Below are 15,122 nucleotides of genomic sequence, written 5' to 3'. Positions count from 1 at the left end.
TACAATAGTAACCAAATGACAAAAGGAATACTTATTGCAGGAACCCATAGCGGTGTTGGAAAAACAACAGTCTCAATGGGTATTATGGCTGCCCTCAAGCACAGGCAGTTAAAAGTCCAGCCCTATAAAGTAGGCCCTGATTACATTGACCCTTCCCATCACACTGCCATTTGCGGGCGCCCCTCCCGAAACCTGGATACTTACCTGATGGGCACGGAAGGTGTCAGGCAGACAGTTGCCCGCACATCTGCAGACGCTGATATTGCTGTCGTTGAAGGGGTTATGGGTCTTTTTGACGGAATTGATTCTACGGAAGTTGCGAGCTCAGCTCACGTAGCAAAGACTCTGGACATACCTGTCATACTGGTAATCAATGTCCATGGTATGTCCAGAAGTGCCGCAGCCCTTCTGAAAGGTTATTCCGAGTTCGATCCAGAAGTCCGGGTTGCAGGTGTCATCCTGAACCAGGTAGGAAGCCCCCGCCATGCCGAACTTGTAAAAAATTCGCTTCCTGGCAACATTCCGATTATCGGAACAATTCCCAGAAGAAAGGATATTGAAGTCCCTTCAAGGCACCTTGGGCTTTATATGGCACACGAAAAGGACTACAATACCGCAGAAATGGCAGCATTTATTGAAGAAAACGTTGACCTGGATGCAGTTCTTGAACTTGCTGAACCCTGTTCTGTTTCTGAAGCCGAAGTAGTCCAGAGTCTGGATACGGATCTAAAGATCGGAGTTGCCTGGGACCCTGCTTTCTGTTTCTACTACCGTGATATGTTTGACGCATTTAGAGATAACGGCGGAGAAGTTGTATTTTTTAGCCCTATGACAGGGGAAGTCCCGGATGTTGATGGAATTTATCTCGGGGGAGGCTATCCAGAGCTTTACGCAGAAACTCTCGAGAATTCGGAGACTACACAGAAATTAAAAGGGCTTGCAGCTGATGGTTTGCCTATCTATGCAGAATGCGGTGGCTTGCTCTATCTCTGCGGGACCTACGAGGTCGATGACCGCTTTTATAAACTGGCTGATGTCGTGCCCGCAAATACTCGCATGACAAACCGGCTGAAAGCTCTCGGATATACCGAAGCCCGACCTCTTGACAAAAATTTCTCTTCGCGCAATATCAGGGGCCATGAGTTCCATTACTCCATTACGGAGTGCGACAGGGATGCAAAATTCGCATATGAAATGATCCGCGGGAAAGGTATACAGGACGGCTTTGACGGTCTTATAGAGCACAATACCCTTGCGGGGTATATGCATTCTCATCCTGCCAGCTTCCCTGTAGATAAATTCGTGCAAAAATGCAGGGAATACAGAAAAAGGTAAAGTGAAAGAAAAAAGGTAAAATGAAGGAAAAAAGGTAAAATGAAGGAAAAAAGTAAAAAAACCTTTTTTAAATTTCCTCTTCAAATCTTTTTCTTTAAATACCTTTTATTTTGTTTTTTAGAGCTTTCTTACTTAAACTTTAAAGCAATTTCTATAGAAAACACTTTCAGTTAGCAAGGCTGAAAGTAATAAATACAGTTGTAATAAATACAGTTGTAATAAATACAGTTGTAATAAATACAGATATTATTTTTTGAATATAATGAATATATCGGAGAGGGTATTTGGATTACTATTGAATTTATTTACTACTATTTAATCTGAATATCCCTGGAAAAAGATAGATTACATCCGATTATATTCATTTATAAAAAAGAGGTAATAATATGAAATTTATATGCCCACTTTTTGTTGTCAACAATATGGAAATTTCCAGAAACTTTTACGAAAAAGTTCTCAACCAGAAAGTACAGTACGATTTTGGCGAAAATGTATCGTTTGAGAGTGGTTTTGCAATTCATCTAAAACCACACTTTTCAGAATTAACAGGCATAAACAGAAATGATATTATTCAAAAATCAAATAATTCCGAATTGTATTTTGAAGAAGAGGATTTAGATAGTTTTCTTAAAAAGCTGAAAGAAATGAATTCCATTGAATATGTACATGAATTAAAAGAACAGCCCTGGGGACAGCGTGTAATCAGATTTTACGATCCTGATATGCACATTATTGAAGTTGGCGAACCAATGGAAAGTGTGGTAAAAAGACTTTTGAGTGAAGGGTTATCGGTTGAAGAAACCTCAAAACGTACTTTAATGCCAGAGGAGTTTGTCAGGCAGTTTTTATGAACAATTGATGGCTGGCAGTCCCGACTTTCAATTTAGTTTTACATTATTCATTTGCTGTTACTTCTTTTTTCACTTCTCTTTCTTCTTTTTCACTTCTCTTTCTTCTTTTTCACTTCACTTTCCTTCCCGTTTTCCTTTTCCTTCCCATCATCCTTCTCCTTTCCCTGTTCTTTTCCCTGTGCCTCTTCTCCTTCTTTATTTTTTATGAATACTTTTTTCTCGTAATATCCAAGAGGATGGCTTATTTTCTCGCAGAGCCTGTCTTTTCCTACGCAGTTCCCATACGTCCTCATGGTGTCGCAGGCAGGTGGTTTGTAAGTATTTCCTGTAGCACCTGCGATATGCTCTATCTGGTAGAGGGTTTTTTCTGCATTAAAATCCGGTGAGATATTGAAAAGGTTCAGGATTTCATCTACTGACATTCCCACATTGAGAAGGAAGGATGTCATTGCAAAACGCATCGAGTGAGCAAGATTCACTCCTCCCTGAACGTTAGCAAGCGCATAGGCAATGCAGGGGGGGAATAGTTCCGGTTTGACAGCTCCGAAATCCGTAGATCCGAATTTCTTTTTCTGGACTTCGAACTTGTCCTTTATCTCGGCAGCGTAAGGTGAACAGAAACTGGATACCTCGGGCGGGATTTCCGGGACAGGGAAGGATTGTTCAATCCTTTCCCTGACCGCTTCTTCAAGAAGCCTTGAAAACTCTTCTTTTGTTATTTTTATTTTGCCTGCTCTCAACTGGCGGTTTGTCAGTTTCCATGAAGGGTCTTTAAGGGAATTTGAAAAGCGGATATAGTCCGTAAAATGCATGCTGAAATAAGAATCCTGAGAATCTGCTGAAATTCCAAAATCATCTCCGAATTCCAGCAGAAAATCCGGATTTTCGTTTCTCAAAAAAGTATAAGCAGCCTTTGCTTCTGCCAGAGCATAACGTCGGGTAAAGAGTTGATCATCCACGCAGGCGACCAGCATCCTGGCAAATGGATAGGAAAGGAGTTCTGAAAGTACCTGGGCTTCCCCCGAAACAGGAGATTTTTTAATTTCTCCTTCAAGAGCTTCTTTTACCCTTTCTATTCCACGGGCTCTTGCAGCCCTGTAAGCCCGCGAATTGAGCAGGCTTTCTAAGGAAATTCCCAGGTTTCCAACGTAGGCAGACGCTTCTGAAGTGAATGGGTAATATGCAAGTTTTTCTGCCTGCATGTCATCCTTAGTCCGATTCGATTCTCGGAGCCAGCAGGTAAGAGATTCTGCCCGCACCGTTTGCAATCTCGAAATCAATCAGGATGGGGAAATCCCTTCCAAGGGAGAGAGTGACCTCATTTACCTTGTTTGTGGGTTTTACTATATCTGTAAGGTAGTCCAGGGAGAAGAGGGAACAGGCTTCACCTGCTTTAAGGTCGATTAACTGGTCTCTACCCATTTCCAGGCGGACCTGATCTGTATCGCCCTTTGCTTCCATATAAAAAGTATCGCCAGAGACTCCCATAAGCATGTGGTCGCTTATTTTTTCTGCGGCTTTTACGGCACGCCTGAGGTCTGCACCGTTCAGGACAACTTTGGCAGGAAGTTCGAGCTGAGGAACTCTGGGCTCTGCACGGATTGTTGAAGGGTCCAGAAGAGAAAGAGTATATGATAATCCTCCAACATCAATCAGGAGCTTATTGCTACCTTCATCAAGCTCCATACGTACTGTATCGTTCCTGTCCGCAATTCCCAGGAGGTCGGTAATCTTATTCAGATCGATCCCTATTTCACACTCATCAGCACTATATTCCTCAAAAGCTGATGACCCAAGCTCAAAAATCCCCATTGCAACGTTGGCGGGATCAACCGCCTTTACCGAAATACCTTCGGGTTTAATTTTGAATCTGACCTCGTCTACAATTACAGCCAGTGAGGCAATTGCGTCTTTCAGAAGCTCTGCATTAATTGCTGCCTTGAACATGATTCTTCTCCATCAAATAAATTAAGCCTTAAACTCCTTATCTATCACTGGATATATAAATTTCCTTACAATTTGGGATTTTTCTATCCCTTGAAGGTAATCTTCCCTTACTGGAATAACTGATACATGAAACCGGGCAAATTATTAGGTTCAAAGCCGGACAACTATATAAATCTTGGTCAGAAAATAAGGAAGCTTCAGGCTCAGCCTGAAACATAAAAGAAGTTCTGACCTCGAAATGGTCATCCAGAAGTCTATATTTCGGTATTATATTTTTTCAGAAGTACGTTTTTAAGAAAGGCCCGTAAGAAGTGTTTATGAAATTCAGTCGTATTCTCTCCATGTATACCCGCATTTTGTACATTTGAAGAAACGGGTTTCGGATTCGTCAGCAGACCTGAGCTGTCTTAGCCACCAGGCTGCAGTGTTGTTCCCGCACTCCGGACATTTTGCATTTGTTGTCGGCAGGCCTGAGGTCTGTTCTCCTTCGAGTACAACTACTTCGTGATCATCAATTTTGGCTTTGGAGACGAAATTCTTTGCGTCGCTTTCAATCGGTATTGTGCTTCCACATTTTCTGCAGTGGTAGTTACCATCTTTCGGAAACATCATACTTTTGCATTTAGTACAGAACTGCATTAATATCACTTTTTGCTTCATTTATCATTTTATTATGGTCAAAAGCCAGCTCAGGAATAGAATCAAGCTCAAAAAGTTCTACAGCAGCAGCATCAGAGCCTGATTTTAAGTCTCCGTATCCTTTCGCAAGGTAACACACTGATACCGTGTGTCTTCTTGGGTCACGTTCAGGGTCGGAATAGACACCGATAAGTTTGAGAATCTCCACAGAAAGGCCTGTTTCTTCAAAAACTTCCCTGGCAGCTGCTGTTTCTGTACTTTCCCCAATTTCGACGAAGCCGCCAGGAAGGGCAAATTTTCCCTGATATGGAGGGTTTTTTCTCTTCACCAGAACAAGCTTGTTTTTAAAGAGAATTACAGTATCAACGGTCAGGCTGGGGGTAGTATGTTTCATAAACGCCTTCGTAGCTCACTTTCCGTGAGATCTTTTTTCTCTACAAATCTCCTTCCTGATTAGCTTTTTCTGACATTTTGCCAGGCAGAATAATATATTAGTATTGTGCATATTGTAAAAACTCGTCATCATATTTCAATTATTCTTATCAACTTTTTTATTCTTTTTAATTCTGTTTTAAGTTGCTTCAGGTTCACTGTGATATGAGTCGAGTCTTTCTCAAGCAAAAAAGCCCCTTACGCAGTAGTGTTTATTAAAGGTTTCTCTTTTATGGATAACCAAAAGATTCTTTATCTATTTATTTTGGAACCGTCGAATACTTCTAATTTTTCTTCTAAAATATAAATGTCTTATAATCCGTTATTTTTCTATAATAGAAATTTGTTATTTATTTACAGGGCTCTTAACATTAACAAACCCTGACTTAAGGACCATAGCAGGTATTTATATATTCAGATTAAGGTCAATGTTGTAATCCATGATATCCTGCAATTGCCTGGTTCGATGTTATTCATATTATCACCGGAAACGCCCTTTGTGGCGCTGTATTTCAGGTATGCATCTGCCAGTATCCTGAAACTGCCCTGATGTATTATGACACTTCAAACTCGCTATATCATAAAGTAAAATCCATAACCTTTGAGCCCCTTAATATTTATGAATATGAAAACTTTAAGTCCATTGTGGAACCTCTACGGAAACCTATTAATTATTTTAGGAAATTTCATGTTCTACTTTCCCGATATTTCAGAACTTGCTCGAAATTTTTTCAGTACCATGATAAAAATGAAAATTGCTGAAAATCTTTATCCCGGGCAAAAGGTGCGTGAAAAATGATAGAAAATGTACTCTGGGTCGCAGTCGGGTTAATGATTGCGTCATCCGCTATTCCCAGAACTTCAAGAGTTCGTAAACTTATAGGGGGAACAGGATGGGGTGTATTTTCCATCCATTGGGGTTACCAGCCTCTCCATTACATCGAGGTTCAGGATTATGCCAATGTAGCCCTTACATTTCTGTTCGCCCTTTTCTGCTTACTTGTAGCCTACATAATGCTTCGGGAGTACAGAAAAGGTCCTCTTGTTCTAAAAAACAATAGAGAAGTAATGCACTTACCAGTCTCGTCTCAGACTGAAGGAGATCCCCTGGACATAACTTCAATGCTTACCAGTGCAAGTGCTCTTGGAGCTCTTGTTTACTTCCCATTTGCAAACTTTTCCTTCCTGAACACCTGGATCATAGGAAACGTTACCTCGCAGGTTACCTGGGTTCTCCAGTACTTTGGGTTTCCGGCATATATGAAAGCCTGGAATATGATAACCCTTAACGGGTACACGGTAGAGATTATCCTTGCATGTACTGCAATTGAAAGCATTGCTCTTTTTATGGGGCTGATAGGTTCAGTCAGAGCACCCCTTACCCGCCTGGTTCCGGCTTTTGTCGTATCCGTGCCTGTTATTTATGTGCTTAACCTTATCAGGGACATCTTTGTGGTTGTAGCTTATGGAGAACAGTGGTTCGGTACTGACAGTTTCATCATTGCCCATAACTATATCGCGAAAGCAGGGTCAGGAATAGCTCTCTTCTTAATTTCATATGCTGTACTCAAGATTTTGCCTGAGTTACTTGCAATGATTGACGGCCTCTGGGTCATACTCTCCGAAGAATTGAAATATCTTCTGCATAGATTTGCTAGGGATTGAGATCAATGATTGCAAAAGGCTCTGAACCCTGGCTTTTCACAGCTGCATCTGTAACCGCCCTATTTGCAATTCTTTCCAGGGCAACAGACGGCTTACCATTCCTTAATTACATTGCTAACGTGGGAATGGCGTTAACTTTCGTAATGGTTATCTTTTTCAGGGATCCCGAGAGAAAGGTAGAAACATCTGACACTTACATGATCTCCCCTGCCGACGGTACAGTTATCGATATCAGGGACAGAAAAATTTGTATTTTTATGTTCCTTCAAAACGTGCATGTTAACAGGGCTCCAATATCCGGGAAGATCAGTGAAATTATCTACAAAAAAGGTGGTTATCTTCCTGCTTTTTGCAAGGATTCTGAAAGGAATGAAAGAAACGAATTTATCATCCATAGCAAATATGGGGATGTAAGAGTAACACAGATTGCAGGCATTATTGCCCGCAGGATTGTCACATATTCGAATGTAAATGATACTGTAGAACAGGGACAGCGTATTGGTATGATCCGTTTTGGATCAAGAGTTGATGTAACAATTCCTCACGATTTTGACATTACAGTTGAAAAAGGGGAGCGTGTGCTTGCAGGCAAAACAATTATAGCAACAATAAAAAATGACAGGGACTTTTGAATATGAACGTATTCCAGATGTTAAGACTCCCGGACCTGGTATCTCTTTTGAACCTGATCTGCGGGATTGGCTCCATTGCAGTAGCCGCTCAGAGTGATTCTTTTGGATTTGCTCTGATCCTGCTTTTGCTTGCGGCGGTTGCGGACGGGGCAGACGGATATATTGCCCGCAGATTCAAAGGGGGAGAGCTTGGGGAGCAGCTTGACTCTCTGGCAGATGCAGTTTCCTTTGGAGTTGCTCCCGCTCTTCTCATATTCCTTGAATTCGGGGTAGAGGAGCCTATCGTCGGGATATTTGCAGGCTTGTATGCTGTCTGCGGCGTGCTCAGGCTCGCCCGTTTCAATTCCTCAATATCCGTCCCGAAGGCAGGTTTTGAAGGGTTACCTATTACCGCAGGCTGCATAATGCTTGTTACATACCTTTTGCTCGGTGAAAGCTTTGTAATTGTAGATGTTCTGCTTGCTCTGACTCTTGCCCTCTCTATCCTTATGGTGAGCACAGTAAATTACCCGAAGATCAGGAACATTAAGATCCTGGCTTTCGTAGCTGCCGTATTCGGGATAACCATGCTGCTTTATTTTATTGATGTGCAGTATATGAGGGTCTTTTCTTTCCTGCCTTTTATCCTTATGCTGAGTTACCTGTTTTCCCCCTTCTTGAAAATCCCTGTGATCAGCATTGCTACCAGTAAAGATTACGGCAACAGGAAAGGGGCAAAGGCTGAAGGAAGAAAAGAAAAACAGTAAATCACTTAAAAAATTATCCAGTTCAGCATACTGATATCCAGAAAGGCAGGGAGAGGATTATTTGTCTGAAAACAAAATCACAGATAGAGATAACGCACTTTTCGAAGCAGGAATAAAGCTGGGAGCACTTTATCACCAGTTTACGGGCTCTCCTGTAAACCTGAAAACAGCTTCCAGCCTTGAGCAAGCTATTCAGGAAAGCATTTCAGTCCAGCCCTTTGTGGAAAATATTTCTGTGAAAATCGACCGTGACCTTTTAAAAAGTAAATTAAACAGCGAGTTCGGATACACAGAGCTTCAGGGTCCCATGCTTGAGGTTAAAATCACTGTAAAGTACGGATCTTCACGGGTGAAGGTTGCAATGGAATACGACCCTGAACTGAATTATCCGTTGATGAAGATTGTGGAGATAGAATAAACCCAAAGGTTGAATAAATTAAAAATATCTAAAACTTAGAATTTGAGAATTAAAGACATCTAAAACTTAGAATTTGAGAATTAAAAATTAAATTCAAGTAAAGGGGCAGGGTTTTAAGAGCAGGGTTTATACCTCGCTCTTTGAAATCTCAAAAGCCCTGACAACCTTTTCATTCTGCTCAGGAGTGCCGACTGTTACCCTGATAAAAGAATCTCCTGCCTCCCTGAAAGAATCACAGGGGCGAACTATTATTCCTTTCTTCAGAAGGCTTTCCGTGACCTTTTTTGCTTTCAGGGGAGAAACATCCACAAGCACAAAATTTGCCTGAGAAGGATAAACCTTAAAAGGAATTTTTTCTTTCAGGTATTCTCTGCCTTCCCTTGCAAGATTTATGCTTTTATTCAGGTATTCAGTATCCGAAAGCGCAGCCAGTCCTGCCCGCAATGCCGGAAGACTTACCGAGAACGGGGTGGCTGCTCTTAAATATTCTTTTGTAAGCCACTCAGGCATTATGCCATATCCCAGGCGTAGACCTGCAAGCCCGAATACTTTGGAAAAAGTCCTTCCAACCGCAACATTGTCATATTCATTTACCAGTGCTGCAAGGTTCCTGTCCGCAAATTCAACGTATGCTTCGTCCACAAACACAAGGGCATCGGTATTTTCAATAATTTTCCTCAGGTCAGCTTCCGGAAGGAGATTGCCTGAAGGGTTATTTGGAGAACACAGGAAAATGATTTTGGTTCTGGGAGACACGGCTTCAAGAATCTTTTCGGGGTTCAGGGAGAAATCCTGGTTCCGCCTGATAAAGACAGGTTCTGCGCCGCAGGCTCTGGCAGGAAGCTCATAATAGGAAAAGGTAGGGATGGGCACTATAACCTCGTCTCCCTTTTCAATAATTATCCTGCAAAGCCCGTCAAGAAGCCCGTCCATTCCTGGCCCTGAGGCGACAATATTTGATACCGGAAAACCTGTGTATTTCGAGAGGGCTTCTCTTAATTCATGTGCATCCGCTGATGGGTATATATTTGCTCCGGGAGCTGCCTCTATGAGAGCCTTTACGGCTTTCGGTGAGGGTCCCAGAGGGTTTTCATTTGATCCCAGTTTAATAATTGATTCTGGCTTAAGCCCGTAGGTTGAAGCTATCTCTTCTATGGATCTTCCGGGAACGTATTCTTCAATATCAAAGATTTCTTTTTTTATCAGTTCACGCCTGCTCAAGGACATCAACAACCGAGTCTATCTGTTCTTTCGTAATCACAAGTGGAGGGACAAGGCGGAGCACCGAGTCCGAGGTGCAGTTTACAAGCACACCATGTTCCCTTGCAAAATCTACAAACTTTCCGCAGGGATATTTAATCTCAACTCCTATCATAAGCCCTTTCCCGCGGACCTCCACAATATCATCCCTTGCCATGCCTGAAAGTTTTTTCGTGAAATAAGCGCCCATTTCCTTTGAGCGTTCCAGAAGCTTTTCCTCTTTTATCGCCTGGATCGAAGCAAGAGCTGCTGCACAGGCAAGAGGCCCGCCGCCGAAGGTAGAAGCATGCTGCCCGCGCCCGAAACTGAGGCCGCTGCGAGCTGCAATGGCGCCCATGGGGAACCCTCCTCCTATGGCTTTTGCCATGCTCATAACGTCAGGCTCAACTCCAAATTGTTCTTTACAGAACCAGGTACCTGTCCTTCCAAAGCCTGTCTGTACCTCGTCAAAGATGAGGAGGGTTCCGGTTTCGTCACAGATTTCCCTTACCTCTTTTAAATATCCGGGATCCGGGACATTAACCCCGCCTTCTCCCTGGATCGGTTCAAGGACCACTGCTGCGGTATCTTCGGAAATCGCTTTCCTTATAGCATCGGCGTCAGAATAGGGGACAAAGCTTGTTTTTGAACTTACAGGAGGCATAAAGGGATCCCTGTACATGCTCTTGTGAGTTACGCTGAGAGCCCCTATGGTCCTCCCGTGGAAGGAATGTTCGGCTGCTACAAAAGCACTTTTTCCTGTAGCTACACGGGCCAGTTTCATCGCAGCCTCTACGGCTTCGGCTCCCGAGTTACAGAAAAAGACACGTTCCATGCCTGTAATCGAGGCAAGGCTTTCTGCAAATTCTGCCTGGATTTCAGTATAATACAGGTTGGAAACGTGGATCAGCTTCTCAGCCTGTGCCTGGATTGCTTTAACAACTGTGGGGTGGCAGTGCCCAACATTGTTTACTGCAATGCCTGCGACACAGTCGATGTACTCCTTACCGTAAATATCCTGGACAACTGCTCCTTTGCCTTTTGAGAGAACGAGGGGCTGGCGCCCGTAAGTCTGCATCACATACTTTGAATCTTTATCTATAACGGAATCGTACCCTGCTTCAAGGTTACCGGAATTAATAATTTTATCTGTCAAGTGAATTCCCTTCCTTTAAATTTGTGATTGTAAATTTATCAGTGGCTAATTTATCAGTGACTAATTTATCAGTGACTAATAGTGAAAGTTAATACTGAAACTCAAGCGGTTTTTCGGTTTTCACCTAAACATCGGAAATTCATGAGTTTATATGTCAACTTCATGGATTTTCATGATGATTTTCATGGTTGCTTCATAAGTTCATATCTCAAATGAGTATCTTGATAGAACTTCTTCTCTTAAACTAAAAACTTCTTCTCTTAAACTAAAAACTTCTTTTCTTAAATTAAGAATTTCTTCTCCTAAATTAAGAACTTCTTCTCTAAACTAACTGATGGTTTCTACAGAGATGTCCTGAATTAATAACTTCCTGATTAACTAATTTTTCTCAGTTTAAATTTTTCCTATTCCCGGGAAACAGGAAAACCGTTAATCCTCTCGAATTCACTTAAGTGTCACAGGTTACCTGCTCTCTGGAAAAAGAAGTTTTTCTGCTGTAGAGCAAAATCAGTGCTCAAAGAAATCAGGATCCACAGGAAATTCTGTATTCCAGAGTATCCTTTAAAAAAACTCGGGCAGAAGAACCCCACATTTTCAGAGCCCGTTTTTAAGAATTCGGGTTAGCTCTGGTGTTCTCCGGTTCCCTGTCTTTTTCTAGTTCTGGACCCCGAAAAATGTCGGGTTCTTGCAAGGGATCTGGTTCGGGCAGATTTTTTCTCCATACCGGGCACAAATCCGTTTTTGACTTTCGGGCCGGTCTTGATCAGAGAATCTATATCTGCGGGCTCCACAGCTTTTACGGGTTCTTCTTCAGTCTTACTCTCTGGCTGCTTTTCTAGCCCGACCATAAGCACTTTCCCTAAAGCGTTGACATCTGCAAGAGGAGGCTTTTCTCCGGCTGCTTCTCTTAAAAAAGATACACCGGCAGGTGCTTTTATAGTACCGTCCACTATTGCTTTTTCATGCAGGATTACGGAATCGGCCCTTATACCTCCGAAGACTCTGCTGTTCCTGCCGATATTTACCTGCCCTTTTGAAACAAGGCTTCCATAGACGGTGCTGTTTTCTCCAATTATTATGTTTCCTTCCGAATTTATGCTTCCCTTAAGGGTAAGGGCTTCCCCGGCTTCTATGGTCTGAACCCTGAGATTTCCTATCAGATAGCAGTTGCTCCCGATAATTGCTTCTCCGCTGACTTCAATGGCTTCAGGGGAGATTTTTGCATCTGCAGGTATGATCAGTACTTTTTCCCCGGGTTCTTTTCCATCGAACTCTTCTTCTTCCCCGGAATCATCAAACAGCTCTTCAAGTGCTTTTTCGACTTCTTCCCCTTTGCCGAGACGCATCATTTCCCTGATATACAGGAGCAGAAACATAATTACAGGGACAGGGTTCCTGACAACAATCCAGCCTTTAGCCTCAAATCCGCCTTTGATTTTGACCTCTTTTCCTACATCCAGGTCTCCTGCAACGATCAGTTTCCCGTCGATAGTAACAAATTCTCCCAGATAGGCGTTTCTTCCTACCTTAACTCCGCTACCTATTTTTGACCACATGTCAATTCTTGCATCAGAGCAGGCTATCACGTCTCCGGAAACAGCAACTCCTTCCCCCATGATGACAGTGTCTCCAGATATACAGTACTGGATGCTGGAGTGGTTGCCGATGATTACGTCTCCCTCTACTGTAATCATGTTTGTTTCTATTCTGGTATTATCGGGAACCAGAAGGTATTTCAGGATTTGCTCTGGCTCTGAAATGTTTTCACTCTCCGAGAAAACTGTTTCCTGGTATCAGGTTTAAAGGTTCAGATTTAGTAGGTTTAAAGGTTCAGATGTAGTTTTCAGAGTGCGGTTTTTTAGACCACGCTTGAAAATATAACTGCATTTTTTGTAAGGTAGTATTCATTCAAAAATAACTATCTACAATATATTCTTATTCATTTTTTCTGCTCATTCTTGTTTTTTGGGCAGTAAAGATGGCATCTTATATATTATATCTGGCTATATGAAAATTTGTATAAAAAGTAAAAATACTTTTTGCCTTTCGTATAAAATTTATTTTCTTCACCTGTTTTCTTGCCCTACTTCCCTTATTTCGAAGCAATTCCTGCCCGCACATCCACAGCCGCTCCACTATCAAGATCCCGGATCTCTGCAGGAGACAACAGCAACTGCCCTGTTGCAAGCAGCCTGTCATTTTTGTCCGTAATAAGGACTTCTTCTCCAGCCCTGAGTTCCGGATCAATATCAATAACATGCTTTGCAAAAGCCGTTTTGCCTGCCTCCACAAAAGGTGCAGCATCATCGGAAACAACTACCCTTAGCTTTTTTCCCGAAAGAAGTTTATGAATTACGGAAGCTCCTTCGATGCTGAGAGTGAAAAAACCATCTTTTGCTCGTGCAGTTGCAATTCTTTTGCCTGAGTGAAGTACCTGGCGTACCCTTTTTGTCCGGGAAAGCTGGAAAGTTGACCCTTCTGGGAACAGCTCTTTTCCTGTACCTTTCCCAAATTGATAATCCGCAATCATGCGGACTCTTGAAAGTCTTTCTACATTGCAGTTCATGAGGCTAGATAATATGTGCAGACCTTAAAGCCATTCCGGTTGTCCAGGTGTTTCGAGTTAAGCTGTCAGAAAATATGTAAATTTATATTTTTCGGATGAAATAATAAGTTATTTATATTTTGTATCTTTTAATCAATGACTGTCCAGAAGTACAAATTTCGAAATAATGTAGATGAAAAATAATTATTGTCTGACCTGAAAGAGATAAGTCCAGCTTTCAAAGATCCTCAGACATTTATCCTGCAGATGGAAATTTCCCCAGAACCGGCCACAATATAGAAAAAGTAACAGGGATTTTGTTGATTCGTAAAAACGTTTCTTTAGATGAAGTTCACCTCCAGAAGCTCCAGTCCTTGCTGGAAAAGAATGGAGGTAATTTAAGTGCAGCAATAAGGGAAGCAATTGATCTGGTTAGCCTTTGCCCTGAAAGTTATGGAACTCAAGATGTAAGTTCTGAAAATCCAGGAAAAAAGGAAAGTTTTCCTGGAGCAGGAGAAGAGCTTCTCAGGAATGAAGAATGTGTTATGGTAAACCAGCAGATGATTAAGTGGCTTATCAGAAACAGTGCTGGGAAGCTTATAGATGAAGATATTGTCCATGAACTTATAAATCCCTACCTCATTAATACAGTCCCCGAACTGATAGAGTACCTGAACACCATCAGTAAGCAGCTTGGGTGGAAGATTGAAGTCTCGACTTCCTGTGGAGAAAACCTTCAAAACGGGTGTACCAGTATGGATTTCACCGGAGGGGATAGAGACATGAGGGAGTTTCTTGTTGAGGTAGCCTGTATTTTTCTCTCGCGCTGGGCAGGTCTGGATGCCGAGGCTCTGCACAGGAGATCAAATTCAATCACCGTATATCTCAGACCTTTTGTTCGTCACGATATGCTCGAAGCAACTCCCGGAGTTCGGAACCTATTTGGTTCCAGAGATATTCTTTTCAGGGAAATTGAGAGAAAGCCTGCTTTCTGGATGACGCTTGCTGAACTTTATACTAAATTCAACTATCAGAGGGTAAACCTGGACAAGAGCCTCTTTGAAGCCCTGTTGGCAGGGAAGCTCCCTGATATTACAAAATACTTTGAGGTTAAGGCTGACCGTTCGCTTCGTGAAATTCCACTTCAAGAACTTCTGCCTCTTTTTAAATATCTTGTAGTAGCTTCACAGCTTGTAAATGATGTGGAGATATGTGCTGAAAAAGGAAAAGAGTGCATCAAAATCAGGCACGACTACTCTGAAGAAAGTGTGGTTCTAAAGCTTATTAAGCTGTTTTCCAATTTATTCGAGGCCGGTCTGCACAGATTCAGTGTAACTTACGTATCCGGACTCATTATTTTTGATTTTTCTCTTCCTGAAATTTCAGTAGAGGATGTTGTAAAAATTTCTCCGGGTCTGGATTTTTACGAATAAATAATAATTCTTAAATATTTATAAATCGAATTTATAAGCCTGATTATACTGTTTAAGCTTATATTGTACCTGTATTGTACCTGT

15 protein-coding genes are annotated in these 15,122 nt (G+C 42.0%); 7 read left to right on the top strand and 8 right to left on the bottom strand.

Annotated features, from left to right (window positions below; all coding sequences use genetic code 11):
* The first annotated feature begins 15 nt into the window (after positions 1–15).
* Both MSMAS_RS17370 and MSMAS_RS17365 read left to right on the top strand, forming a co-directional pair.
* Positions 16–1,335 carry a cobyrinate a,c-diamide synthase gene (locus tag MSMAS_RS17370; RefSeq protein ID WP_048037445.1) on the top strand — a complete coding sequence of 440 codons (1,320 nt, stop codon included), beginning with the start codon at positions 16–18 and terminating at the stop codon, positions 1,333–1,335.
* Positions 1,336–1,721: 386 nt separating this feature from the next.
* Positions 1,722–2,186, top strand: coding sequence for a glyoxalase/bleomycin resistance/dioxygenase family protein (locus MSMAS_RS17365; protein WP_011033341.1), 465 nt, complete (start codon positions 1,722–1,724; stop codon positions 2,184–2,186).
* Positions 2,187–2,275: 89 nt separating this feature from the next.
* Here the strand turns inward: MSMAS_RS17365 and priL are convergent, their stop codons facing one another.
* The 4 genes from priL to MSMAS_RS17345 all read right to left on the bottom strand — a co-directional run bounded on the left by priL (position 2,276) and on the right by MSMAS_RS17345 (position 5,166).
* Entirely contained in the window at positions 2,276–3,388 is a 1,113-nt protein-coding gene (priL, locus tag MSMAS_RS17360; RefSeq protein ID WP_011033342.1) for a DNA primase regulatory subunit PriL, read from the bottom strand.
* Positions 3,389–3,395: 7 nt separating this feature from the next.
* Positions 3,396–4,133: a DNA polymerase sliding clamp gene (locus tag MSMAS_RS17355; RefSeq protein ID WP_011033343.1), complete on the bottom strand. Its 738-nt coding sequence runs from the start codon at positions 4,131–4,133 to the stop codon at positions 3,396–3,398.
* Positions 4,134–4,457: 324 nt separating this feature from the next.
* On the bottom strand, positions 4,458–4,772 hold the full coding sequence (locus tag MSMAS_RS17350; RefSeq protein ID WP_048037443.1) for a transcription factor S: 315 nt from the start codon (positions 4,770–4,772) through the stop codon (positions 4,458–4,460).
* Entirely contained in the window at positions 4,756–5,166 is a 411-nt protein-coding gene (locus MSMAS_RS17345) for an NUDIX domain-containing protein (RefSeq protein ID WP_011033345.1), read from the bottom strand. Before MSMAS_RS17345 ends, MSMAS_RS17350 begins: the two co-directional genes overlap by 17 nt.
* Positions 5,167–5,999: 833 nt before the next feature.
* On the opposite strand from MSMAS_RS17345, the gene artA reads away from it, so the two are divergent.
* The 4 genes from artA (at position 6,000) to MSMAS_RS17325 (ending at position 8,665) form a co-directional block, all read left to right on the top strand.
* Positions 6,000–6,869, top strand: a complete 870-nt coding sequence (artA, locus tag MSMAS_RS17340) for an archaeosortase A (RefSeq protein WP_011033347.1) — start codon at positions 6,000–6,002, stop codon at positions 6,867–6,869.
* A gap of 5 nt (positions 6,870–6,874) precedes the next feature.
* Entirely contained in the window at positions 6,875–7,501 is a 627-nt protein-coding gene (locus tag MSMAS_RS17335; RefSeq protein WP_011033348.1) for a phosphatidylserine decarboxylase, read from the top strand.
* Positions 7,502–7,503: 2 nt separating this feature from the next.
* On the top strand, positions 7,504–8,247 hold the full coding sequence (locus tag MSMAS_RS17330) for an archaetidylserine synthase (protein ID WP_011033349.1): 744 nt from the start codon (positions 7,504–7,506) through the stop codon (positions 8,245–8,247).
* Between the two features lie 61 nt (positions 8,248–8,308).
* Entirely contained in the window at positions 8,309–8,665 is a 357-nt protein-coding gene (locus MSMAS_RS17325; protein WP_011033350.1) for a dihydroneopterin aldolase family protein, read from the top strand.
* 126 nt (positions 8,666–8,791) lie between these two features.
* On the opposite strand, the gene hisC is transcribed toward MSMAS_RS17325, so the two are convergent.
* The 4 genes from hisC to MSMAS_RS17305 all read right to left on the bottom strand — a co-directional run bounded on the left by hisC (position 8,792) and on the right by MSMAS_RS17305 (position 13,626).
* Positions 8,792–9,892, bottom strand: a complete 1,101-nt coding sequence (gene hisC, locus MSMAS_RS17320; RefSeq protein WP_048045873.1) for a histidinol-phosphate transaminase — start codon at positions 9,890–9,892, stop codon at positions 8,792–8,794.
* Complete coding sequence (locus tag MSMAS_RS17315; RefSeq protein WP_048038586.1) at positions 9,873–11,060, bottom strand: acetylornithine transaminase; 1,188 nt, start codon at positions 11,058–11,060, stop codon at positions 9,873–9,875. The genes hisC and MSMAS_RS17315 overlap by 20 nt, the downstream gene beginning before the upstream one ends.
* Positions 11,061–11,680: 620 nt before the next feature.
* Positions 11,681–12,754 carry a hypothetical protein gene (locus MSMAS_RS17310; protein ID WP_048037433.1) on the bottom strand — a complete coding sequence of 358 codons (1,074 nt, stop codon included), beginning with the start codon at positions 12,752–12,754 and terminating at the stop codon, positions 11,681–11,683.
* 398 nt (positions 12,755–13,152) lie between these two features.
* Entirely contained in the window at positions 13,153–13,626 is a 474-nt protein-coding gene (locus tag MSMAS_RS17305; protein ID WP_011033354.1) for a PUA domain-containing protein, read from the bottom strand.
* A 299-nt stretch (positions 13,627–13,925) separates the two neighbouring features.
* Here MSMAS_RS17305 and MSMAS_RS17300 point away from each other — a divergent pair, with 299 nt between their 5' ends.
* Positions 13,926–15,038: a hypothetical protein gene (locus tag MSMAS_RS17300; RefSeq protein ID WP_152557989.1), complete on the top strand. Its 1,113-nt coding sequence runs from the start codon at positions 13,926–13,928 to the stop codon at positions 15,036–15,038.
* Positions 15,039–15,122: the final 84 nt, after the last annotated feature.

This window comes from Methanosarcina mazei S-6, assembly GCF_000970205.1.
GTDB lineage: Archaea > Halobacteriota > Methanosarcinia > Methanosarcinales > Methanosarcinaceae > Methanosarcina > Methanosarcina mazei.
Note: the sequence above shows the minus strand (reverse complement) of the source record. Positions and strands in the feature narration are given on the sequence as shown.